At 70.3% G+C, this 19,606-nt stretch carries 27 protein-coding genes; 13 read left to right on the top strand and 14 right to left on the bottom strand.

Annotated features, from left to right (window positions below):
- Positions 1–38: 38 nt before the first annotated feature.
- From MCBMB27_RS21280 to MCBMB27_RS21265, 4 genes are read right to left on the bottom strand one after another with little or no spacing between them, the layout of a single operon-like run.
- Positions 39–617, bottom strand: a complete 579-nt coding sequence (locus MCBMB27_RS21280; RefSeq protein ID WP_075381225.1) for a GbsR/MarR family transcriptional regulator — start codon at positions 615–617, stop codon at positions 39–41.
- Positions 618–662: 45 nt separating this feature from the next.
- Positions 663–785 carry a DUF2474 family protein gene (locus MCBMB27_RS21275; protein WP_043346965.1) on the bottom strand — a complete coding sequence of 41 codons (123 nt, stop codon included), beginning with the start codon at positions 783–785 and terminating at the stop codon, positions 663–665.
- The gene (gene cydB / locus MCBMB27_RS21270; RefSeq protein WP_075381224.1) at positions 785–1,792 is read right to left on the bottom strand and encodes a cytochrome d ubiquinol oxidase subunit II; all 1,008 of its coding nucleotides are present in this window, start codon (positions 1,790–1,792) and stop codon (positions 785–787) included. The genes MCBMB27_RS21275 and cydB overlap by 1 nt, the downstream gene beginning before the upstream one ends.
- Before the next feature lie 7 nt (positions 1,793–1,799).
- On the bottom strand, positions 1,800–3,218 hold the full coding sequence (locus tag MCBMB27_RS21265; RefSeq protein ID WP_053609675.1) for a cytochrome ubiquinol oxidase subunit I: 1,419 nt from the start codon (positions 3,216–3,218) through the stop codon (positions 1,800–1,802).
- Positions 3,219–3,479: 261 nt separating this feature from the next.
- Here MCBMB27_RS21265 and MCBMB27_RS21260 point away from each other — a divergent pair, with 261 nt between their 5' ends.
- Positions 3,480–4,700 (top strand): pyridoxal phosphate-dependent aminotransferase, encoded by a 1,221-nt coding sequence (locus MCBMB27_RS21260; RefSeq protein WP_043760080.1) that lies wholly within the window; start codon positions 3,480–3,482, stop codon positions 4,698–4,700.
- 130 nt (positions 4,701–4,830) lie between these two features.
- Here MCBMB27_RS21260 and MCBMB27_RS21255 read toward each other — a convergent pair whose 3' ends face one another.
- Positions 4,831–5,757, bottom strand: coding sequence for a dihydrodipicolinate synthase family protein (locus MCBMB27_RS21255; protein ID WP_075381223.1), 927 nt, complete (start codon positions 5,755–5,757; stop codon positions 4,831–4,833).
- 388 nt (positions 5,758–6,145) lie between these two features.
- On the opposite strand from MCBMB27_RS21255, the gene MCBMB27_RS21250 reads away from it, so the two are divergent.
- From MCBMB27_RS21250 to MCBMB27_RS21240, 3 genes are all read left to right on the top strand, one after another.
- Positions 6,146–6,862 (top strand): amino acid ABC transporter substrate-binding protein, encoded by a 717-nt coding sequence (locus MCBMB27_RS21250; protein WP_418287739.1) that lies wholly within the window; start codon positions 6,146–6,148, stop codon positions 6,860–6,862.
- Positions 6,863–7,083: 221 nt separating this feature from the next.
- A complete protein-coding gene (locus MCBMB27_RS21245; RefSeq protein ID WP_043357468.1) occupies positions 7,084–7,764 on the top strand; it encodes an amino acid ABC transporter permease in 681 nt (226 codons plus the stop codon).
- Complete coding sequence (locus MCBMB27_RS21240) at positions 7,761–8,522, top strand: amino acid ABC transporter ATP-binding protein (RefSeq protein ID WP_043388991.1); 762 nt, start codon at positions 7,761–7,763, stop codon at positions 8,520–8,522. Before MCBMB27_RS21245 ends, MCBMB27_RS21240 begins: the two co-directional genes overlap by 4 nt.
- Positions 8,523–8,540: 18 nt before the next feature.
- Here MCBMB27_RS21240 and MCBMB27_RS21235 read toward each other — a convergent pair whose 3' ends face one another.
- A complete protein-coding gene (locus tag MCBMB27_RS21235) occupies positions 8,541–9,269 on the bottom strand; it encodes an SDR family oxidoreductase (protein ID WP_075381221.1) in 729 nt (242 codons plus the stop codon).
- Between the two features lie 191 nt (positions 9,270–9,460).
- Here MCBMB27_RS21235 and MCBMB27_RS21230 point away from each other — a divergent pair, with 191 nt between their 5' ends.
- Together MCBMB27_RS21230 and MCBMB27_RS21225 are read left to right on the top strand one after the other, a co-directional pair.
- The gene (locus MCBMB27_RS21230; RefSeq protein ID WP_236952770.1) at positions 9,461–9,760 is read left to right on the top strand and encodes a hypothetical protein; all 300 of its coding nucleotides are present in this window, start codon (positions 9,461–9,463) and stop codon (positions 9,758–9,760) included.
- A 384-nt stretch (positions 9,761–10,144) separates the two neighbouring features.
- A complete protein-coding gene (locus MCBMB27_RS21225; protein ID WP_075381220.1) occupies positions 10,145–10,885 on the top strand; it encodes a DUF4336 domain-containing protein in 741 nt (246 codons plus the stop codon).
- 18 nt (positions 10,886–10,903) lie between these two features.
- Here the strand turns inward: MCBMB27_RS21225 and MCBMB27_RS21220 are convergent, their stop codons facing one another.
- The 4 genes from MCBMB27_RS21220 to MCBMB27_RS21205 form a co-directional block, all read right to left on the bottom strand.
- Positions 10,904–11,149 carry a hypothetical protein gene (locus MCBMB27_RS21220; RefSeq protein WP_043357477.1) on the bottom strand — a complete coding sequence of 82 codons (246 nt, stop codon included), beginning with the start codon at positions 11,147–11,149 and terminating at the stop codon, positions 10,904–10,906.
- A gap of 296 nt (positions 11,150–11,445) precedes the next feature.
- Positions 11,446–11,709, bottom strand: a complete 264-nt coding sequence (locus MCBMB27_RS21215) for a hypothetical protein (protein ID WP_043357480.1) — start codon at positions 11,707–11,709, stop codon at positions 11,446–11,448.
- A gap of 64 nt (positions 11,710–11,773) precedes the next feature.
- Positions 11,774–11,959 (bottom strand): hypothetical protein, encoded by a 186-nt coding sequence (locus MCBMB27_RS21210; RefSeq protein ID WP_043357482.1) that lies wholly within the window; start codon positions 11,957–11,959, stop codon positions 11,774–11,776.
- 20 nt (positions 11,960–11,979) lie between these two features.
- Positions 11,980–12,366 (bottom strand): hypothetical protein, encoded by a 387-nt coding sequence (locus MCBMB27_RS21205; RefSeq protein WP_043357484.1) that lies wholly within the window; start codon positions 12,364–12,366, stop codon positions 11,980–11,982.
- 238 nt (positions 12,367–12,604) lie between these two features.
- On the opposite strand from MCBMB27_RS21205, the gene MCBMB27_RS21200 reads away from it, so the two are divergent.
- Together MCBMB27_RS21200 and MCBMB27_RS21195 are read left to right on the top strand one after the other, a co-directional pair.
- A complete protein-coding gene (locus MCBMB27_RS21200) occupies positions 12,605–12,868 on the top strand; it encodes a hypothetical protein (protein WP_043389003.1) in 264 nt (87 codons plus the stop codon).
- Positions 12,869–13,041: 173 nt separating this feature from the next.
- On the top strand, positions 13,042–13,230 hold the full coding sequence (locus MCBMB27_RS21195; protein WP_043357488.1) for a hypothetical protein: 189 nt from the start codon (positions 13,042–13,044) through the stop codon (positions 13,228–13,230).
- A gap of 16 nt (positions 13,231–13,246) precedes the next feature.
- Here MCBMB27_RS21195 and MCBMB27_RS21190 read toward each other — a convergent pair whose 3' ends face one another.
- From MCBMB27_RS21190 to MCBMB27_RS21180, 3 genes are all read right to left on the bottom strand, one after another.
- Entirely contained in the window at positions 13,247–13,492 is a 246-nt protein-coding gene (locus MCBMB27_RS21190; protein WP_170861824.1) for a hypothetical protein, read from the bottom strand.
- 196 nt (positions 13,493–13,688) lie between these two features.
- Positions 13,689–14,018 (bottom strand): hypothetical protein, encoded by a 330-nt coding sequence (locus MCBMB27_RS21185; protein ID WP_236952769.1) that lies wholly within the window; start codon positions 14,016–14,018, stop codon positions 13,689–13,691.
- Between the two features lie 85 nt (positions 14,019–14,103).
- Positions 14,104–14,862 (bottom strand): CDP-diacylglycerol diphosphatase, encoded by a 759-nt coding sequence (locus MCBMB27_RS21180; protein WP_043357492.1) that lies wholly within the window; start codon positions 14,860–14,862, stop codon positions 14,104–14,106.
- Between the two features lie 96 nt (positions 14,863–14,958).
- On the opposite strand from MCBMB27_RS21180, the gene MCBMB27_RS21175 reads away from it, so the two are divergent.
- The 5 genes from MCBMB27_RS21175 (at position 14,959) to MCBMB27_RS21155 (ending at position 18,940) form a co-directional block, all read left to right on the top strand.
- Positions 14,959–15,339, top strand: coding sequence for a hypothetical protein (locus MCBMB27_RS21175; protein ID WP_043357494.1), 381 nt, complete (start codon positions 14,959–14,961; stop codon positions 15,337–15,339).
- 168 nt (positions 15,340–15,507) lie between these two features.
- Positions 15,508–15,810, top strand: a complete 303-nt coding sequence (locus tag MCBMB27_RS21170) for a hypothetical protein (protein ID WP_043357496.1) — start codon at positions 15,508–15,510, stop codon at positions 15,808–15,810.
- A gap of 352 nt (positions 15,811–16,162) precedes the next feature.
- Entirely contained in the window at positions 16,163–16,693 is a 531-nt protein-coding gene (locus MCBMB27_RS21165; protein ID WP_043389007.1) for a Ros/MucR family transcriptional regulator, read from the top strand.
- 178 nt (positions 16,694–16,871) lie between these two features.
- Entirely contained in the window at positions 16,872–17,132 is a 261-nt protein-coding gene (locus MCBMB27_RS21160) for a hypothetical protein (RefSeq protein WP_043357512.1), read from the top strand.
- A gap of 332 nt (positions 17,133–17,464) precedes the next feature.
- Entirely contained in the window at positions 17,465–18,940 is a 1,476-nt protein-coding gene (locus tag MCBMB27_RS21155) for a protein adenylyltransferase SelO (protein WP_075381219.1), read from the top strand.
- A 16-nt stretch (positions 18,941–18,956) separates the two neighbouring features.
- On the opposite strand, the gene MCBMB27_RS21150 is transcribed toward MCBMB27_RS21155, so the two are convergent.
- Entirely contained in the window at positions 18,957–19,172 is a 216-nt protein-coding gene (locus MCBMB27_RS21150) for a hypothetical protein (protein ID WP_043357502.1), read from the bottom strand.
- Between the last annotated feature and the right edge of the window lie 434 nt (positions 19,173–19,606).

Below are 19,606 nucleotides of genomic sequence, written 5' to 3'. Positions count from 1 at the left end.
ACCTGACAAAGCCGTGCGCCCCGACGCATCCGGCCGACTCAGTCCGGCTTGGACGCCCGACCGCCGATCCGCCCCGGCAGACGGGTCAGGCGATCCTTCATCTCGAGCACCTTCTGGACCTTTGCGCCGAGGGTGAGGAGCTGGACGAGGCGCTCTGTTTCGAGGCGGCGCACGTCGGCGTACCAGCCCGCGAACAGCTCGAAGAGGTCATGCATCTCCTTGAGACGCTCCTGGGCGTGCCGCTCCTCCTCGGTGGCGGCGTCCTGCATCAGGAGCTCGCGCAGGAGGGTCAGCGTCGGATCGACTTCCCGCTTCTTGCGCTCCTCGACCAGCGTCCGAACGATCTGCCAGATGTCCTCGGGCGTCGTGAAGTAGTCGCGTCGGTCGCCCGGCCGGTGCTGGAGGCGCACGAGATTCCAGGCCTGCAGTTCCTTCAGGCCCATGCTGACGTTGGAGCGCGACACGCCGAGCCGTTCCACGATCTCGTCGGCGTTGAACGGCCGCTCGGCCACGAACAGCAGGGCGTAGATCTGCCCCACGGTCCGGTTGATGCCCCAGCGCGAGCCCATCTCGCCGAAGTGCAGCACGAAGGTCTGGACGAGGGGAGGCAGCTGCACGGCGAGGGTCCGACGCGGGGAAGGTACGGGGTCGCCCCCGGCTTATCAGGACTTGAGCCAGAACCGGAGGAGCGTCGCCACGAAGGCGAGGCCGACGACGCTCGAGGCCCAGAGCACCGCGAACCAAGCGAGGCGCTTCCAGAGGGGTTGTGCCGATGCGGGTGCCATCAGTGATATCCGTGCGCGTCGACCTTGCCGCGGAAAACCCAGTACGCGTACGCGGTGTAGGATAGGATGATCGGGATCAAAACCGAGGCGCCGGCGAGGAGAAAGATCTGGCTCGCCTCGGGAGCGGCCGCCTGCCAGATCGTGATCCGGCCCGGCACGATGTCGGGGAAGATGCTGATGCCCAGCCCCAGGAAGGTCAGGGCGAACAGGCCCAGGGCAATCAGGAAGGGCGCCCGCTCGGCGCCGCTGCGCAGGGCCCGCCACAGGGCGTACGCGGCGAGCGCCACGAGCAGCGGCACCTGCGCGGTGACGAGCACGTTCGGCATCGCCAGCCAGCGCTCGGCGTAGCGGCCCTGGAGGAACGGCGTCACGGCACTGACGAGGGCGATGGCCGCGACCGTCGCCACGGTGAGGCCCAGGGCATAGCGCCGGGCCTGCGCCTGGAGCTGGCCCTCGGTGCGCATCACCAGCCACGTCGCCCCGAGCAGTGCGTAGGCGACGACCACGCTCGCGCCGACGAGGATGCTGAAGGGCGTGAGCCAGTCCCACCAGCCGCCGGCATAGGCCCGCCCCTCGACGGTGATGCCCTGCAAGAGGGCGCCCAGCGTGATGCCCTGGGCCAGGGCCGCCACCAGCGAGCCGCCCGCGAAGGCCACGTCCCAGGCGGCGCGGTGGCGGGGATCGCGCCAGCGGAACTCGAAGGCGACGCCGCGGAAGATCAGGCCGAGCAGCATCGCGATGATCGGCGCGTAGAGCGCCGGCAGGATCACCGCGTAGGCCAGGGGGAAGACGGCGAACAGGCCGCCGCCCCCCAGCACGAGCCAGGTCTCGTTGCCGTCCCAGACCGGGGCGACCGAGTTCATCGCGGTGTCCCGCTCCGCGCCGGGCCGCAGGAGGGGGAACAGGAGGCCGATGCCGAGATCGAAGCCGTCCATGACGATGTAGGCGAAGACCGCGAAGGCGATCACGAACGCCCAGACCACCGTGAGGTCGAAGCTGTAGGCCATGGGTTCCTCACTCGGCCGGCTGGAGATGGCGGTCGGGATCGATCGCCGGGGCGGGGGTGAGGCCCGCCGTCCGGATCGGCACGCCGGGCTCGATGCCGCGCTCGCCGGCATGCGGGGGCTTGGCCATCAGGCGGAGGATGTAGGCGGTGCCCATGGCAAAGACCGCGAAGTAGATCACCACAAAGGCGGTGAGCGAGGCCGCCACCGCGGGCGCGTGGAGCGGCGAGGCGGACTGCGCCGTGCGCAGCAGGCCGTAGACCGTGTAGGGCTGGCGCCCGACCTCGGTGGTGATCCAGCCGGCCAGCACCGCCACGAAGCCGGCCGGGCCCATCGCCACCGCGAAGCGGTGCAGCGGCGGCCACGCGTAGAGCGTCCCGCGCCAGCGGGCGAGGAGGCTCAGGGCGCCGAGCAGCAGCATCAGCATCCCGAGGCCGACCATGATGCGGAACGACCAGAACACGATCGGCACCGGCGGCCATTCCGCCCGCGGCAGGCTGTCGAGCCCCTTCAGGGGCGCGTTCGGATCGTGCTTCAGCACCAGCGAGGACAGCTTCGGGATCTCGACCGCGTAGCGGACGGTGCCGGTCTCCTGGTCGGGCAGGCCGAACAGGATCAGCGGCGCGCCGTCCGGGTGGCTCTGGTAGTGCCCCTCCATGGCCATGACCTTGGCGGGCTGGTGCTCCAGCGTGTTCAGGCCGTGCGCGTCGCCGGCGAGGATCTGGACCGGCGCCACCAGCGCGGCCATCCACATCGCCATCGAGAACATCGTCCGGGCAGCCGGATTGGACCGGTCGCGCAGGAGGTGCCACGCGCCGACCGCGCCGACCACCAGGGCGGTGGTGAGATAGGCGGCCAGCACCATGTGGACGAGGCGGAACGGGAAGGACGGGTTGAACACGATCGCCCACCAGTCGAGCGGCACGAACTGGCCGTCCGCGTTCGTGCCGTAGCCCGCCGGGGTCTGCATCCAGGAATTCACCGACAGGATCCAGAAGGCCGAGAAGAAGGTCCCGAACGCCACCATCAGCGTCGCGGCGAAGTGCAGCCGCGGCCCGACCTTCGTCATGCCGAAGAGCATCACGCCGAGGAAGCCCGCCTCCAGGAAGAAGGCCGACAGCACCTCGTAGGCCATCATCGGGCCCAGCACCGGGCCGGTCTTGTCCGAGAAGACCGACCAGTTCGTGCCGAACTGGTAGGACATCACCAGCCCCGACACGACGCCCATGGCGAAGGCGATCGCGAAGATCTTAATCCAGTACTTGAACAGGTCCATGAAGACCTGACGCCCGGTGGCGAGCCAAAGCCCTTCCAGCACGGCGAGGAAGCTCGCGAGGCCGATCGAAAAGGCCGGGAACACGATGTGGAAGGCCACCGTGAACCCGAACTGCATGCGGGCGAGGATCAGGGGATCGAGATTGGCGAGCACGTCGGGCCTCCGGCACTGAGCGCGACTCGGCATATAGCAATTTCAGAAATGTCTGAAAAGTCAGAATGCAGAACGGCCGCGCGTCGGGGCGGCCGCGCGCGTCGGCCTCCGGGGCTGATCCGGGCGACGCGCGGGTCTGGACGTCCGCGCTTGAACGCGGCAGGGTCGCGGCCTTCCCCACAGGTCGGGATCCTGCAGGCGCTCCGGTGCATGCCGCGCCACGGCACGCCGCGTCCCGACGCAAGCAGAGCACGCGCCGCCATGGCCGATATCCCCGCATCCGCCGCGCCCGTCGATCTCGCCTCCGCCCTCTCGGCGCGCATCCGCGGCATCGGGACGAGCCAGATCGGGCTGGTGGCGGATCGCGGGCGGGACGACCCGGAGGTCGTGAAGCTCTGGATCGGCGAGGGCGATCTGCCGACCCCGCCCTTCATCGTCGAGGCGGCCCACAAGGCGATGCTCGCCGGGCACACCCGCTACACGACCTCGCTGGGGCTGCCGGCGCTGCGCGCGGCGCTCGGCGCCTATCACGCCCGCCATTGGGACGTGGAGATCCCGCCCGACCGGTTCGCCGTCACGGCGGGCGGCATGAACGCGATCATGCAGGCCGCCCAGGTGCTGCTGGAGCCGGGCGACGAGATGATCATCCCGTCCCCGGCCTGGCCGAATCTCGGCGAGGCGGTCCGCATCGCCGGCGGCATCCCGGTGACGGTCCCGTACCGCAGGCTGCCGGACGGACGCTTCGCGCTGCCGCTCGCCGATATCGAGGCGGCGCTCACCCCGCGCACCCGGGTGATCATGGTGAATTCACCCTCCAATCCAACCGGCTGGACCATGCCGCTGCCGGAGATGAAGGCCCTGCGCGACCTCGCCCGGGAGCGCGGCCTCTGGATCCTCTCGGACGAGGTCTACGCGCATTTCACCTACGGCAACCGGATCGCGCCGTCCTTCCTGCAGATCTGCTCGGAGGACGACCGGCTGATCGTCACCAACACCTTCTCGAAGAACTGGGCCATGACCGGCTGGCGCGCCGGCTGGGTGATCTATCCCCGTGGCCTCGCGCCCACCTTCGCCAAGCTCGGACAGTACAGCACCACCTCGATCCCGACCTTCGTCCAGCACGCCTGCATCGCGGCCCTCGAGGAGGGCGACGGCTTCATCCGCACCATGGTCGACCGCTGCGCCGAGGCCCGGGCGATCCTGATGGAGGGCTTGTCCCGTCTCCCGGGCGTCACGGTCGCACCGCCTGACGGGGCCTTCTACCTCATGGCCCGGATGGGCGGCGACGAGCCCAGCCTCGACCTGGCGCTGCGCCTGCTGCGGGAGGCCAAGGTCGGGGTGGCGCCGGGGACCGCCTTCGGGCCGGAGGGCGAAGGTCTGGTCCGGATCTGCTTCGCCATCAGCCCGGCCCTGGCGCGAGAGGCGGTACGGCGGCTCTCGGGCGCACTCGGGACCCGCGACCCGGCCGCGTCGGCGCATTGAGCCGGGCGGGTTAGGCGGCCCCGCTCGCCTTGCACGCGCGGCGACGAAGCAGGGCGGTGAAGCAGAGACGGTGAAGGCCTACGGGTCGTCCTTGCTCAGGGAGTCGTCTGTCCGAGGCCGCTGCGCCGCGTCAGCGCCCCCAGCGCAGGACCAGCGCATCGTTTCGGCGGGCCAGTTCGATCAGCCCGGCGCGCGTGTCGGGGTGCAGCGGCTGGATTGGCAGCCGCGCGGTCTCGTGGGCGATCACCCCGCCCTCGGCCATCAGCGCCTTGCAGGCCAGCAGGCCGCATTGCCGGTTCTCGTAGTTGATCAGCGGCAGCCAGCGCGCGTAGGCGTCCATGGCCTCGTCCCGGCGGCCCGCCGCGTAGGCGTCGGTGATTTGCCGGATCCCGTCCGGATAGGCCCCGCCGGTCATCGCTCCGGTGGCGCCGGCATCGAGGTCGGCCATCAGGGTGATCGCCTCCTCGCCGTCCCAGGGGCCCACCACCGCTTCGCCGCCCAGCGCGATCAACTCGCGGAGCTTGGCTGCAGCCTGCGCGGTCTCGATCTTGAAATAGGCGACGTTGGCGATCTCCCGGGCCATGCGCGCCAGGAACGCGGCCGAGAGCGGCGTCCCCGAAACCGGAGCGTCCTGGATCATGATCGGGATCGAGATCGCGTCCGAGACCGCGCGGAAGAACTCGTAGATGCCGAGGTCCGGCACGCGGATCGTGGCCCCGTGATAGGGCGGCATGATCATCACCATGGCGGCCCCGGCCTCCTGCGCCAGCCGCGAGCGCTCGGCACAGACCTGCGTGGCGAAATGGGTCGTGGTGACGATCACGGGCACGCGGCCGGCCACGTGCTCCAGCACGGCGTGCATGACGATCTCCCGCTCCGCGTCGGTGAGGACGAACTGCTCGGAGAAGTTGGCGAGGATGCACAAGCCCTGGCTGCCGGCGTCGATCATGAAGTCGATCGCCCGGCGCTGCCCGTCGAGGTCGAGGGCGCCCGCGGCGTCGAAGACCGTCGGGGCGACCGGGAAGACGCCCCGGTAGGATTGGGCAGGCGAGGTCATGCGCGCTCCTTCCATCGAGAAGGCCGCGTTCCCCGGCGCGTGAATCGGTCCGGATTCGAGACCCGCTTCCTCCTAGCACGGAGCCGGCCTGTCCGCGGCCGCATCATATCCCCGGGACGATGCCCCTGTCGGTAGGCGTCCCGGGTTCCCCTTGATATGGGAAGCGCGGCCTTCATGAGCGTGGCGCCATGCGGCGGCATTTCCTGACGGTCCATCAAGTCCCGGCCACGCGCTGGCTGCCCGAAACCTTTTCTGCGTCCCGCGTCGACAGCTGAGAGCGACCTCGGCGACAGCGGCAGGACCTTCTATCGCGCTGGAGCCAACCACGATGCGCTTTGTCTCGACCCGCCTGGCCCTGGTCCTCGCCGCTGCGGCATGCCTCCTCGGAATGCCCGCGCAGGCGGACGACCTCGACGCGATCCGTGCGGCCAAGACCCTGCGCATCGGGACGGAGGGCACCTACGCGCCGTTCACGTTCCACGACGCCTCCGGGGCGCTCGTCGGCTTCGACGTGGAGATCGGCCGCAAGGTCGCCGAGAAGCTCGGCGTCACGCCGCAATTCCTCGAAGGCAAATGGGACGGCCTGATCGCCGGCCTCGACGGCAAGCGCTACGACGTGGTGATCAACCAAGTCGGCATCACCAAGGAGCGTCAGGCGAAGTTCGACTTCTCCGAGCCCTATATCCGGGCGCGGGCCGTGCTGATCACCCGCGCGGACCGGGCGGACATCACGTCCTTCGCCGACCTGAAGGGCAAGAAGGCCGCGCAGAGCCTGAGCAGCAACTTCGCGCGCCTTGCCGAGCAGTCCGGTGCCGAGCTCGTCGGCACGGACGGATTTGATCAGTCGGTTCAGCTCGTGGCTACCGGCCGCGCCGACGCGACCGTCAACGACAGCCTGTCGTTCCTCGACTTCCACAAGCAGAAGCCGAATGCGCCCGTGAAGATCGTCGCCGAGCAGACGGACGCGGACGCATCCGGGATCATCATGCGCAAGGACAACCCCGCGCTGAAGGCTGCCATCGACAAGGCGCTGGAGTCGATCAAGGCCGACGGCAGCTACGCGGCGATCGCCCAGAAGTACTTCGGCGCCGACGTCTCGAAGTAGCCGTCCGGAAGGGGCCCGTCGCGGCGCCCCTGCGGGTCGCCTGCAGGCCCCTGCAAGCCTGAAGGCTGCGAGGATCCGGGCGCGCTTCTGAAGGCAGAGCGCATCGGGATCCCTCCCCGAGGGGACGCGGGGATCCGCACATATCCTTCGGCGAAGGCCATGCCCCGAGGCCGAACCTGCGAAACCCGTAACCCTGTCCGACCGAAAGGAAACGTCGCCCCGTGCCGCACTGGCTCGACCTCATGCTCCAGTCGCTGGGGCCGCTGCTCGCGGCAGGCCTCCGCTTCACGGTCCCGCTGACCCTGATCGCCTTCATGCTGGGGCTCGGCCTGGGGCTCGGAACCGCGCTCGTGCGCCTGTTCGCCCCACGCCCGCTGGCGGCACTGGCTTGGTTCTACGTGTGGATCTTCCGGGGCACGCCGCTCCTCGTGCAGCTCTTCGTGATCTTCTACGGGCTGCCGAGCACCGGCATCCTGATCGACGCCTTCCCTGCGGCCGTGATCGGGTTCACGCTCAATGTCGGCGCCTACACGTCCGAGATCATCCGCGCCGCCATCGCCTCCATTCCGAGGGGACAATGGGAGGCGGCCTACGCCACCGGCATGACGCCCGCTCAAGCCCTGCGGCGCACGATCCTGCCTCAGGCAGCGCGGGTGGCGGTGCCGTCGCTCGCCAACTCCTTCATCGCGCTGGTCAAGGACACCTCGCTCGCAGCCGCGATCACCGTGCCGGAACTGTTCCAGGCCGCCCAGCGCATCGTAGCCGTCACCTACGAGCCGCTGATCCTCTACATCGAAGTGGCGCTCATCTACCTCGTCCTATCCACGTTCCTGTCCTGGATCCAGACGCTCTTGGAGCGGCGGCTCGGGCGATACGGCGGATATCTGGAGGCGCGCGCATGATCGCCCTGTCGGCCATCGAGAAGAGTTTTGGCGGCAACGCGGTCCTGCGGGGCATCGATCTCGCAGTGCCCGAGGGCCGCGTCACGGCGCTGATCGGCCCGTCCGGCTCGGGCAAGTCGACGCTCCTGCGCTGCGTCAACCTGCTGGAGATGCCGCGGTCCGGTACGCTCGACCTCGGCGATATCCGACTCACCTTCCGACCGGACCGGCCGCCGACCCGGCGGGAGATGCTCGCGGTGCGCCGCCAGACCGGCATGGTGTTCCAGAATTTCCAGCTCTTTCCCCATCGCACCGTCCTCGAGAACGTCACGGAGGGGCTCGTCACCGTCGCCAAGTGGCCGCAGGCCAGGGCGCGGGCGCGGGCGCTGGAGTTGCTGGAGCGCGTCGGCCTCGCCCACAAGGCGGGGGACTGGCCTGCCAACCTGTCAGGCGGCCAGCAGCAGCGGGTCGCCATCGCCCGGGCGCTCGCCCCCTCCCCGCGCCTGCTCCTCTGCGACGAGCCGACCTCGGCCCTCGACCCGGAACTCGCAGCCGAGGTGGTGGATGTGCTGGCCAGCCTCGCGGGGGAGGGCATGACCATGCTGATGGCAACCCACGACCTGCGCCTCGCGCGGCGCGTCGCCGACACGGTGGTGTTCCTGGAGGGCGGCACGATCGTCGAGCGGGGACCGGCGCCGGACCTGTTCGCCCACCCGAAGGATCCGCGCACCCGCCGCTTCATCCGGACCCTGCTCGGTGAAGCCGCGGAGGAGGCGTAAAGGGCGATCCGGCCCGGATCAGATCGTCCAGCCGCCGTCGATCATGACGGCTTGGCCGGTCGTGTAGGTCGCGCCCGCCAGGTAAACGGCGAGGTCGGCGATCTCCTCGGCGGTACCCAGCCGCCCGATCGGCTGCCGCGCGATGAAGACCGCGCGGGTCTGCGCGTAGTCGCCCTGCGCGCGGATGCGCTCTTGGAGCGACGGGCTCTCCACCGTGCCGGGGCAGATCGCGTTGCAGCGGATGTTGTGGCCGACATAGTCGGCCGCCACCGCCTTGGTCAGGCCGATCACCGCCGCCTTCGTCAACCCGTAGGCGAAGCGGTTGGGCACGCCCTTCACCGAGGAGGCAACCGACGCCATGTTGACGATGGCGCCGTCGCGGCGCTCCAGCATCCCGGGCAGAACCGCGCGGATCGTACGGATCATCGCCTTGACGTTGAGATCGAGGGCGACGTCGAGGTCGTCGTCGCGCATCTCCAGGATGGTGCCGGCGTGCACGATGCCGGCGCAGTTGAACAGGACGTCGACCACGCCGATCCGCGCGACCAGGGTGCTGACGGCGCCCGCATCGAGAACGTCGAGGATCGCGGTGCTGAGACCGTCGGCGCGCAGCCCGGCGAGGGCATCCGCGTTGATGTCGGTGGCGTGGACCCGAGCCCCGGCTTGGGCGAAGGCGAGCGCGCTCGCCCGCCCGATCCCCTGCCCCGCCGCCGTAATCAGGACCGTCTTCCCGGACAGATCTGCCATTGCTCGCTCCCAGCAGGCTGCACTTCGCCGCGTCGGCTCCCGGACCGGGATACGCCGGCCAGATCCGGGCATCCGGGCTGAGTGCCCCCCAGCGTTGTAGGTTCGGGATGGGCGGGGCTCCAGGCCCGATCGCCCCGTCCATCCGACCCGACGCCGCCGCCCGGAGCGACGCAATCAACCGACCGCGCGGGATGACCGGCACGGCGGCGGATCTCTGGATGCCCGTCCGGCGTTCTCACGACGAAACTTTTTCGTGGAGGATCGCCGTGGGGCTTGCCGCCTTCGTCTTCTTCGTCGTGCCCTGGATGGCCGTGGCGATCTGGCTCTCGCTGCGTCCGTCCGGCGCCCGCCTGGGCGCCCCGGCTGCTCCCTGGCGTCCGCTGACGGATTATCCGCCGCCGACGCGGGACCAGCAGGACAGCGCAGAGACGCAGAGCCTGGATTCGGGTGCGGCGCATGACGGCAAGCACGCACCGATCCAGGCCGTGTAGGGCCCGCTGAGGCGGCGGATGGTGGAGGTGGAGATTTCCACCTCCCGGCCAACAAGCGCCACATCATCCCATCCGCCGCGACCGCCCTGCGCCTCGATCCGTTCGGACCCTGGGCTGCACCAAGGGGGGGCAGCGGCGACGCGCGTCTGGATCGGTCCGGACGGTCCGGCACTCGGACGGGCCTGCCATGCGCCGACACGATCCTCAGGATCGTGAGCGCACTTCGACGCGCCGTCCTGGCTCCTGTGAGGAGGTCGGGCGCGCCGGCCGCGGCGGGGGCGTGGTCCGCCGGCCTGCGGCGATCCATCCCGGAAATCCGTTGCGCTTCCGCGGTTGCACAGGTTCGTGGGCGCGACGTTGCGCGGCCGAGGGAGAGACCGGGACTTGCCCGAAGCCACCTATCCGCCCCTCGACGTCCTCAAGCCGGTGGCCGATGGCGTCTGGATCGTCGACAGCGGGCCGCTCCGCGTCCTCGGCATCCCCCTCCCGGTCCGCATGACCGTCGTCCGCCTAGGCGACGGCGGACTCTGGCTGCACTCACCGACACGGTTCGATCCGCACCTGTACCGCGAGATCGCCGCATTGGGGCCGATCCGGCATCTGGTCGCCCCTAACATCGCCCACTGGACCTTCCTGAAGGCGTGGCAGGCGCATTGCCCGGAGGCGCTGACCTGGGCGGCTCCGAACCTGGGCCAGCGTCGCCCGGTCCGCCGCGCCGGCCTCCGCATCGACCGGGTTCTCGGGGACGACGCCCCCTCCGATTGGGCGGCCGATTTGCGCCAGATCGTCGTGCCGGGCGGCTTCGGGTTCCGGGAGGTCGCGTTCTTCCACGGGGCGAGCCGGACGCTGATCCTGACCGATCTCGTCCTCAACCTGGAACCGGAGAAGATGCCGGCGCTCCTGCGTCCGTTCCTGCGCCTCGCCCGCATGACGCGACCGCACGGCCAGCCGCCCCCCTACCTGCGCCTCGTGATCAAACTCCGCCGGCACGACGCCGCGAGAGCAGCGAGCGACCTTCTCACCTTGGCTCCCGAGCGGGTCATCTTCGCACACGGCCTCTGGTTCGCCGGGGACGGCGCAGCGCGCCTCAGACACGCGCTCCGCTGGCTCGCGAAAGGCCTCTGAGGGCGGGCGGTATCGGGATCACGCCGCAGCGATCAGCCGTCGCATGATCCAGGCCCGGGCGGCCGCGAGATCCGCGAAGAGCGGCGGACAAGCCGGTGCGAGCGGGCCGAATCCGGCCTCCAGGAACCATTTTCCGGTGTCCTCGCCGTGCTGCGCCGAGAGGCGGACCAACACCGCGACCAGAAATCCGTCGGCGAAGACGAGCTGGCTCTCGGTATCGTCGCTGCTGGTCGCGACCTGCACGGCCTGCAGGCTCAGGATCATTCGGCCATCGACTTCAAGGCGAAGACTTCGGCCGGATCAGTCCATCGCACGTTGGCGACGGGCGCAGATCTCCGTACCGATCCCTCTGGTCAATCGACCCTTCGCGCCGAAGTTCCGACGTCGATAGGGTCCGGCCGGCAGCCGCCCCCCGCGATGGCGCAGTCGGGGATCGCCCGCCCCGCGCAGCAGGCGTGCAGATGGATGACGGCCCGCGCGCCGATTCGGTCCGGGCTCGACCCGGCGGACGCCTTCGCGCGGGGCACCGACGATGCGTGGACCGGAAGAAGGGCGGCCGTTCAGGGCTCTTCCGGCGGGTCAGCCGCGACGGTGACGGCCCCCTCGATCGAGCGGGCGAGTTCGGTCAGCACCTCCTCCACCATCGGCGGCCAGGGTGCCTTCTCCTCGTCCATGAGGCGGGCAGCGCCGACCAGGGCGGCGATCTGCGCCTCATAGACGGGACGGCCGACGAGCTGCGCGTAGCGCACCCGCGCCGCAAGCGCCGTGGCGAGGCGCTGGACCTCCGCGATCTTCACGCTCGGCGCGCCGCTGCCGTCGCTCATCCGTCCATCCCTCCGGATCCTCGCCGATCCTCATAGGCCATGGGCGGGATACAGTCAGGACCGGCTACCAAGCCTGGAGGATCCAGCCGCAGGCGAGGGCGACGACGACGCCGGCCAGCAACGCCAGGGCGATGTCCCACAGCGGAGCGGTGAACGCTCCCGGCTCCGAGACGAAGCGTGTCAGACTCTCGGGCAGGACCGGTGCCGGCGGCCCGCGCCGCCAGCGCAGGCCAGTGCGGATGCGGCGCATGCGCAGATCCCCCGACCCTCTCAGGCGGTCTCGGCCAGGCGGCCGGCGGCGGCCTGCGCCTTCCGCGCCCCGCCCTTGGTGCGGACGAATTCGCCGAGCGGCTTGCAGGCCGGAAGGCCGATCACCTCCGCGGGCCGCATCCCGGCCGGCGGCACCGGATCGCACCGGGTCAGGGTGCCGGCGGCCTCCGCGGTCCCGGCGGATCCGCCATCCGCGCTCGGCAGGTCGACGCGATGCCCGATCAGGTACGCTTCGAGGTCGATCAGGCGGTGGCGCAGGCGCCAGATGTCGTTCTCGACGCCGTTGATCTGGACCAGCAGGTCGGAGACGGTGCCCTGGCGCGCCGCGATGGCCGACAGCACGGCGGCCCGCTCGTTCAGCAGAACGGCTTTGACGGTCGGGTTCATGACGCACGCCTCCGAATGTTACTGCGCCACGATCCGTCAATTCCGCCTGCAAAATACCTCTCAAAATTGATTAGCCATTACGCCCGAAGGTTAAGCGCGGAATTCGACGGCATCGCCGCGAAACGACGCCTCCGAATGCACCACATGCCGGCGCGGGCGCGTCGCGGGCGCGGGAACTTCATGAACGGACAGGCGTCGGTTTCTCGCAGACCGACGCACGCAGTTCCGGGAGCTTCACATGCGCAGATCCGCAACCCTCGCCATGGCCGCCACCCTGAGCCTGGCTTCAGCCACCGCCTGGGCCGATCCCGTCGGCAGGACGGGAACCGGGGGCGGCCCCGATACGACCGCCAAGGCGCCCCACACCGCCGCGACCGGCCAGACGGTGCCCAACCCCGGCGCTCTCGGCCCGAGCGAGACCGGCAGCATCGAGCGGCGGGATGCCATCGAGGAGCGCAACGACGCGATCACGCGCGGAATCTGCATCGGCTGCAGCCGCTGAGACCGCAGGCCGTCCGGCCCCATCGCGCCCGGCCAAGCGGGCCATCTGCAGGGCGCCCCCAAGGGTATGACGAACCGTCATGGCCGGGGCGCCCTGTTCCGGGCGGGGGTTGAAGCCGCGGCCGCCGCAGCCCAAATCATCGGCCCTCACCCACCATGAACAGGAGTCGAAGCGTGGCGAACGAGTCTGTCGAACAGGCGACAGAGAAGACCTATTTCGGGCTGACCCTCGCGCAGCATGCGGAGCGGATCCGAAAGCTCGCGACCGAGCGCGGCCTCACCGGCGATGTCTTCGACCGCGTGACCGCGAAGGCCGTCGCGATGATCCCGACCGTCAAGGTGAACGACGCCGCCCAGCGGTGAGCCCGGACGGGCCGGATCAGCCTTCGGCCCGCAGGCCCTTGATGATGCGCCGGGCGATGGTCCGCACGGCCTCATCGTCCCGCGCCTCGCCCTCGACCGGATCCCACAGGTGGGCGAGGCTGCCCTCAAGCTCGTCCAGCAATTCCGGATGACGCTGCGCCAGAAACCGGACCGTCCCGAACAGCAGATGCTCGGTCGCCATCTCGCGACGACGGGCCTCGGCGACGGCATCGGGATGTGGCTTGGGATTCTGCGCGCTCATGGATGCCCAACGATCGGTGGCGGCGGCGGTTCGTCCCGCAAGGCGTGGTGCGACGCCGCGGAGCGGGCTTCAGCGAACGCGATATCCGCGACGGTTCGTGAGCGTCGCGGACACGCAGCGCACAAGATCGTGCCGGCCAGATCGTGCCGGCCCGGTGCGACTGGATCGGACGCGAGAAACGCGGCACGGGGCGCCCTCAGCGCCGCAGCGCCCCGAACCAGGTGACAAGGGGCTCCGCGAACGCGGCCCAGGTCCGCGACCACACCGTGCCGGTGCGTGCGTCCGCCGGGCGGGCGCCGGCCATCAGGGATGCCACCAGGGCATCCTCGCGGGACTTGCACTCGTCGAGGGCGTTGCGCTCGTCCCCGGCGCGGCTCTGACCCGTCGGCTGATGCCCGGAGGCGTCTCGAAGGCAGCGGTGCCACGCGCGCTCCAGCTCGGCCGGATCGGACGCTCCGGCGACCGGACCCGCGACGGCAGGACCGGTGGTCAGGAGGAGCATCGCGGACAAGCTGAGCACCGGCATGCGCATGATCGCTTTATGACCGATTCGCGCCCAGCTCGGATAGAACGTAGCAGCAACAGTGGCCGTGACTCGGGACGGCGGCCGATCAGCCGTGCCGGCCGGGCTTGGCCATCCGGCAGCTGTGATCCATCAGGTACTCGGCGCTGGCCTCCGGCTCCCGATAGGCCAGGAGGATCATCCCGCCCTGCGGATCCCCGGGATCCGCCTCCACCGCCGCGAAGCTCGCGTCGTGCAGATGCCCCTGCCAGCCCGGCACCCGGGCCAGCGCCGCGAACGGGTTGAACTCCGCCACCGCGTCCGGGGGAATCCGCAGCGCGACGTAACGCGCCTCCGCCAGCGGCACGGGGAACGGGGCCCAGGTCTCGCCGACGGCGCCGCCATGGGCCTTCAGGGCCGCCATGACGCTCCGGTGCATGCAGTCGAGATGGATGTGAAGCTGGTCCTGGCTGCGGCCGCCGACGGAATTCACCTCCAGACCCACCGCCGCGACCGGCAGCCGGCCCGGCAGCGCATCCGACACAAAGTGCCGGGCCGCGAGCGCCGCGCGCCAATAGGCGGCGCCCCGCGGTCCCTGGAGCACGGGCGCCTCGATGCCCGAGATGCTGTCGGTGGGCATCACCACCGTGTGGGTAGGCTGTCCCGGCGCGCGCAGCACCGCCGTCCCCGGGCGCGTACCATCGCCGAGGTCGACGGAGAGGCAGGGAAAGCTCCGGCCCGCCGCCTTCTTGGCGAGCACGCAGCCCTGCAGCGCCACCCAGAGCACGTCCCGCACCGGGTTCGCCGCGATGGCGGCCGGCACCGTGGCGAAGGCGAACAGGATCGCGGCGACCAGACGACGAAGCATGAGCAGATGTTCCGGTCCCCGGCCGCCGTTATGCTACAGGCGGCAGCGCGCCATCACTGTACGCGGGCGCCGTCGGCGCGAGGTTACGATTCCGCGATGCTGAGAGGGAAGGTGCCGTGGCTCGGCCTGATCCGGATCGCGGCCTGGATCCTGGTGGCCCTGATCGCCGCCGTCACGCTGGTGCCGATCGGGCTCCGCCCCGTCGTCACGGCCGAACCCAGCATCGAGCGCTTCGCCGCCTACGCGCTCGCCGGGCTGCTGATGGCCATGGGCTACCCGCGGCACGGGCGCTGGATCCTCGTCGGCAGCATCCTCCTCGCCGGCGGCCTGGAGTTTGGGCAGACCCTTACCGGGACCCGCCACGGCCGGTTCGACGATTTCCTCGTGAAAGCCGTCGCGGCCTTGGCCGGCGCGGTGGCGGGCCGCCTGCTCGCGGTCCTGGGCCGCGGGCGCCCGGACGACGCGACCTGCCGATAAATCCGGCCCGGCCGGACCGTCGCCGCGGACGCGGACGTTTGCACATGTCCCAATGCATGTCGCCGATGCATGTCTGCGCCGCCAGCCCGGCATCCTGCGGTCGGTCTCCGGCGGAAACCGCCGAGCTTGACCCACGTTGGCTCAGGGGGCTCTCACGCGAGGTGCGGCATGTTCGGCGCAGCCAAGCTCACGGGACGGTTCTGGTTTCGCAAGACGTGGACGGGCAAGCTGGTCCTGCTCGTCGAGGAAGAGAAGCCCCGGTGGCTCAGCCGGACCGGCCTCACCAAGCGCCGCTGGCGCGACGCGCGCCTTCTCGACCTGGCTGAAGCCCCGATGCACGCGCTGATGACGCTCGAGCGCGGTTATCGCGGAGATCCCGCATCCGGTCCGGCGCGGATTCTGCAATCGGTGGTCCCACCCGGGACGCGCGGCGCGATCGCCACGCCGATCGGGACCGCCGTCAACGCGTGAGCGCCGCAGGGGCGCGGGCCGAGCATGGAGGGGCAGGGCTCGGCCCGCCTGCCGTTCGGCTTCTTACCCCCAAAGCCGGAGCGACCCTGCCACTGATCACGGCAGGATTAACACTTCCTGAAGCCGCCCGCCCGGGCCCGCGCCGCAGGCCCCCGTGCGGACGATCCGAGGGAAGCCGCGCTGCCAGCTCCGACCGGAATGATCCAGCGGCAGAATCGCTACTGATCTATGTTGGTATTCGCCCAGACATTCGGTAGATAACAGCCATAATAGGTTATCTTCGCTCATATATGGACTTGACTGTCGAGAGGCGGATCAACGTTCATGCATCACTCCAACGTGAGAGGCGTTCATGGAAGATAGCAATCCCGCACCGCATCAGGATCCAGTCGATTTCGTGGAGCTGACGGCCGACATTGTTTCCGCTTACGTCGCCAACAATTCCGTCCCGGTCCCCGATCTGCCGTCGCTGCTGTCCGGCGTTCATGCCGCACTCGCCGGCCTGAGCCAGACGACGGTCTCGGCCGAGCCGGAATTCAAGAAGGCGACGCCTGCGCAGATCAAGAAATCGATCACCCCCGACGCCCTGATCAGCTTCATCGACGGCAAGCCGTACAAGACGCTGAAGCGGCATCTCACCGGCAACGGCATGACGATCGAGCAGTATCGGCAGCGCTACGGTCTGCCGCCGGACTATCCGACGACCGCATCCACCTACTCGGCGATGCGGGCCGAGTTCGCCCGCAATGCCGGCCTGGGCCACAAGCGCCGGAGCCCGGCCGCGAAGCGGGGCGAGCCTGCGGCGTCCGCCGCGGCGCCGGATGCGGACGGCACGAAGGTGGCCAAGGGCCGCAAGACCCGGAAGGCTGACGCGGAGGCGTGAGCCCTGAGGTTGCGGGCCCTGACGTGCGATCCCGGGGCCCGGACTCGGAATGACGGGATCGGGCACAGCCGGGGCGGCCGCATCCACCCGTCAAGACCGCGGCGCGGAGTGCCGGAACGACGCCTGCGGCCATCCGTTGGCCCAGCGGAATGCCCGGCTGAACGCCACGGAGCCCAACGTGAACCGACCGATCCCCGCCCTTCTCCTCGCCGCCGCGACCGTGGCCGCCCTCCCGGCCGCAGCTTGGGCGCAGGATCGGCCCGGAACCGGACCGGCGCCCCGGACCGAGACCGCACCGAAGCCGGCGGCCGATACGAAGGATCCCGGCCGGACGGCGACGGAAGCCGTAACCCATCCGTCGGCCGTTCCGCCGACGGAGGGTCAGGTCGGCACCGGCAAGCCCCCGGCCACCGGGACCCCTCCGACGACGAGCCGCTAGCGTCCCGTCACAGCCCCGGCGCCCCCAGCCGAACTTGCGCAGCCGCACGGGCCTGTCCCCGCCGGGGCGCGACTTCGAGGGATATCGGTCCGGCGGGACAGACGCGGCGTGGGCCCGCCGCCGTGGCCGTCGCGCCCAGCGGATCGGGCCGCCATCACAGGCCGCGCCTGCCGGTGGGGCCAGAGCAGCGGGTGCACGGAACCGGGCCCGTCTGCCGCGAGCGCTGCGGCACGCATCGGTGGAAACGACCCGGCCGGCCGGCGGTGACGCGATCGACGAGCTCCTTCAGGCTTCCGCTTGTCCCCCGCGCCCACCGTCCATAGATCCCGACGATGACGGCACTCCCCTTCGACAACAGCTACGCCCGCCTGCCGGAGCGCTTCTACGCGCGCCAACCGCCGACGCCCGTGGCGGCCCCGCGTCTCGTCCGGCTGAACCGGGCGCTCGCCGCGGAGCTCGGCCTCGATCCGGACTGGCTTGCCGGCCCGGACGGCGTGGCGGCGCTTGCGGGAAACGCCGTCCCGGAGGGCGCCGATCCGATCGCGGCGGCCTATGCCGGACATCAGTTCGGCCAGTTCGTGCCGCAGCTCGGCGACGGCCGCGCGGTCCTCCTGGGCGAAGTGCTCGACCGGACTGGGCAGCGCCGCGATATCCAGCTGAAGGGCGCGGGCCCGACACCGTTCTCCCGGCGGGGCGACGGGCGGGCAGCGCTTGGTCCGGTGCTGCGCGAGTATCTCGTCAGCGAGGCCATGGCGGCGCTCGGCATCCCGACCACCCGGGCGCTCGCCGCCGTGACGACCGGCGAGCCGGTGGTGCGCGAGACGCTCCTGCCGGGCGCGGTCCTCACCCGCGTGGCCGCGAGTCACATCCGGGTCGGGACGTTCCAGTTCTTCGCGGTCCGGGGCGATGTCGAGGGCCTGCGGGCGCTCGCCGACCACGTCGTGGCCCGGCACTATCCCGAGGCCGCTTCGGCCGCGAACCCCTACCGCGCGCTGCTGGAGGGCGTCATCGCCGCCCAGGCCGAACTCGTCGCCCGCTGGCTGCATGTGGGCTTCGTCCACGGGGTCATGAACACCGACAACATGTCGATCGCCGGCGAGACGATCGATTACGGACCCTGCGCCTTCCTCGACGCCTACGATCCCGGGACCGTCTTCAGCTCCATCGACCGCAACGGCCGCTACGCCTACGGCCAGCAGCCGCGCATCGCGCTGTGGAACCTGACGCGGCTGGCCGAGACCCTGCTGCCGCTGCTCGCGGAGGACGAGGCGGGCTCGGTCGCCGAGGCCGAGGCGGCGCTGGCCTCCTATGCGGCGCGCTTCGAGACGGCCTATCACGGCGGCCTCGCCCGCAAGCTCGGCCTCGCCGAGACCCGGGACGGCGACGCCGCTTTGGCGGGCGACCTCCTCAAGCGCATGGCCGAGAATCGGGCCGACTTCACCTTGACGTTCCGCACGCTCTGCGCCGCCGCGGAGCGGCCGGAGGCCGACGCGGGCGTGCGCGACCTGTTCGTCGATCCAACGGCCTACGATGCCTGGGCGAAGGACTGGCGCGGGCGGCTCGCGCAGGAGGCCCGCGACCCGGCCGAGACCGCCGCCGCGATGCGCCGGGTCAATCCGGCCTTCATCCCGCGCAACCACCGGGTCGAGGCGATGATCGAGGCAGCCGTGGAACGGGGGGATTTCGCCCCGTTCGAGACGCTGCTGACCGTGCTGTCCCGCCCCTACGTGGATCAGCCGGATCAGGCCGCCTTCGCCATGGCGCCCGAGGACGGTGGCGTCGGCTACCGCACCTTCTGCGGCACCTGAGGCGGCGCGCCGGCGGTCACTGCCGCGGCCAGGTGAAGATCTCGCGCACCCCGCCCTCGTGCCGAAACCAGTGGACGCGGGTGGCGGGGTTGAAACCGTGATCCCGGTACGACGTGGCGATCACGGAAACGAGAGTCTCCGCCGCCGACCGGTCGTGAATGTCGTAAGCTAGAAGTTTGGGAGCACCGCCAGGTTCGCGGGCGAGATCGCGGACCAGAATCGAATACGACATACTCCCCTCCTTTCGACGCAAACGATCTACTCAACATTATATCTCTTAGGCTAGGATTGTTCGCGTCAGCATCGTGTAAAGGTTAACCATTATTAACCGGAGTGCGTTGATTTGATACGGTCGAGATCGGAGGCGCCGGGCGCGGAGGTCATCCCTGTCGTCACGAGCCTCGCGAGGGGACCGAGAGCGGCGCGGGAGCGATGAGCGGCGCGTGGCCGGATCCCTCAGCTCCGCGTGCAAAGGCGGCGAAGCCATCCCCATGAAACGGAAGTCGAATCGCGTCGCGACCGTGGCCGCCGGCCTGTCGCCCGGGCTCAACGGGATCATCGCCAGCCCCAGCCGGATATCGCGCGCGGCAGGCCCCCGCCGAGACCAGACGACGCGAACGGGGGATCCGAAGGCCAAGGTGAGGCGGATCCTCGCGTGGTTCGTCG

This window comes from Methylobacterium phyllosphaerae, from assembly GCF_001936175.1.
In the GTDB taxonomy this organism is placed as follows: Bacteria; Pseudomonadota; Alphaproteobacteria; order Rhizobiales; family Beijerinckiaceae; genus Methylobacterium; species Methylobacterium fujisawaense.
Note: the sequence above shows the minus strand (reverse complement) of the source record. Positions and strands in the feature narration are given on the sequence as shown.

Bases quoted from the DNA above. Each gene is read 5' to 3' on its own strand.
- MCBMB27_RS21275 (WP_043346965.1), bottom strand. From the start codon at position 785: ATGGCACCCGCATCGGCACAACCCCTCTGGAAGCGCCTCGCTTGGTTC.
- cydB (WP_075381224.1), bottom strand. From the start codon at position 1,792: ATGGCCTACAGCTTCGACCTCACGGTGGTCTGGGCGTTCGTGATCGCC.
- MCBMB27_RS21260 (WP_043760080.1), top strand. From the start codon at position 3,480: ATGGCCGATATCCCCGCATCCGCCGCGCCCGTCGATCTCGCCTCCGCC.
- MCBMB27_RS21255 (WP_075381223.1), bottom strand. From the start codon at position 5,757: ATGACCTCGCCTGCCCAATCCTACCGGGGCGTCTTCCCGGTCGCCCCG.
- MCBMB27_RS21250 (WP_418287739.1), top strand. From the start codon at position 6,146: ATGCCCGCGCAGGCGGACGACCTCGACGCGATCCGTGCGGCCAAGACC.
- MCBMB27_RS21240 (WP_043388991.1), top strand. From the start codon at position 7,761: ATGATCGCCCTGTCGGCCATCGAGAAGAGTTTTGGCGGCAACGCGGTC.
- MCBMB27_RS21235 (WP_075381221.1), bottom strand. From the start codon at position 9,269: ATGGCAGATCTGTCCGGGAAGACGGTCCTGATTACGGCGGCGGGGCAG.
- MCBMB27_RS21230 (WP_236952770.1), top strand. From the start codon at position 9,461: ATGACCGGCACGGCGGCGGATCTCTGGATGCCCGTCCGGCGTTCTCAC.
- MCBMB27_RS21220 (WP_043357477.1), bottom strand. From the start codon at position 11,149: ATGATCCTGAGCCTGCAGGCCGTGCAGGTCGCGACCAGCAGCGACGAT.
- MCBMB27_RS21215 (WP_043357480.1), bottom strand. From the start codon at position 11,709: ATGAGCGACGGCAGCGGCGCGCCGAGCGTGAAGATCGCGGAGGTCCAG.
- MCBMB27_RS21210 (WP_043357482.1), bottom strand. From the start codon at position 11,959: ATGCGCCGCATCCGCACTGGCCTGCGCTGGCGGCGCGGGCCGCCGGCA.
- MCBMB27_RS21205 (WP_043357484.1), bottom strand. From the start codon at position 12,366: ATGAACCCGACCGTCAAAGCCGTTCTGCTGAACGAGCGGGCCGCCGTG.
- MCBMB27_RS21200 (WP_043389003.1), top strand. From the start codon at position 12,605: ATGCGCAGATCCGCAACCCTCGCCATGGCCGCCACCCTGAGCCTGGCT.
- MCBMB27_RS21190 (WP_170861824.1), bottom strand. From the start codon at position 13,492: ATGAGCGCGCAGAATCCCAAGCCACATCCCGATGCCGTCGCCGAGGCC.
- MCBMB27_RS21185 (WP_236952769.1), bottom strand. From the start codon at position 14,018: ATGCCGGTGCTCAGCTTGTCCGCGATGCTCCTCCTGACCACCGGTCCT.
- MCBMB27_RS21180 (WP_043357492.1), bottom strand. From the start codon at position 14,862: ATGCTTCGTCGTCTGGTCGCCGCGATCCTGTTCGCCTTCGCCACGGTG.
- MCBMB27_RS21175 (WP_043357494.1), top strand. From the start codon at position 14,959: ATGCTGAGAGGGAAGGTGCCGTGGCTCGGCCTGATCCGGATCGCGGCC.
- MCBMB27_RS21170 (WP_043357496.1), top strand. From the start codon at position 15,508: ATGTTCGGCGCAGCCAAGCTCACGGGACGGTTCTGGTTTCGCAAGACG.
- MCBMB27_RS21165 (WP_043389007.1), top strand. From the start codon at position 16,163: ATGGAAGATAGCAATCCCGCACCGCATCAGGATCCAGTCGATTTCGTG.
- MCBMB27_RS21155 (WP_075381219.1), top strand. From the start codon at position 17,465: ATGACGGCACTCCCCTTCGACAACAGCTACGCCCGCCTGCCGGAGCGC.
- MCBMB27_RS21150 (WP_043357502.1), bottom strand. From the start codon at position 19,172: ATGTCGTATTCGATTCTGGTCCGCGATCTCGCCCGCGAACCTGGCGGT.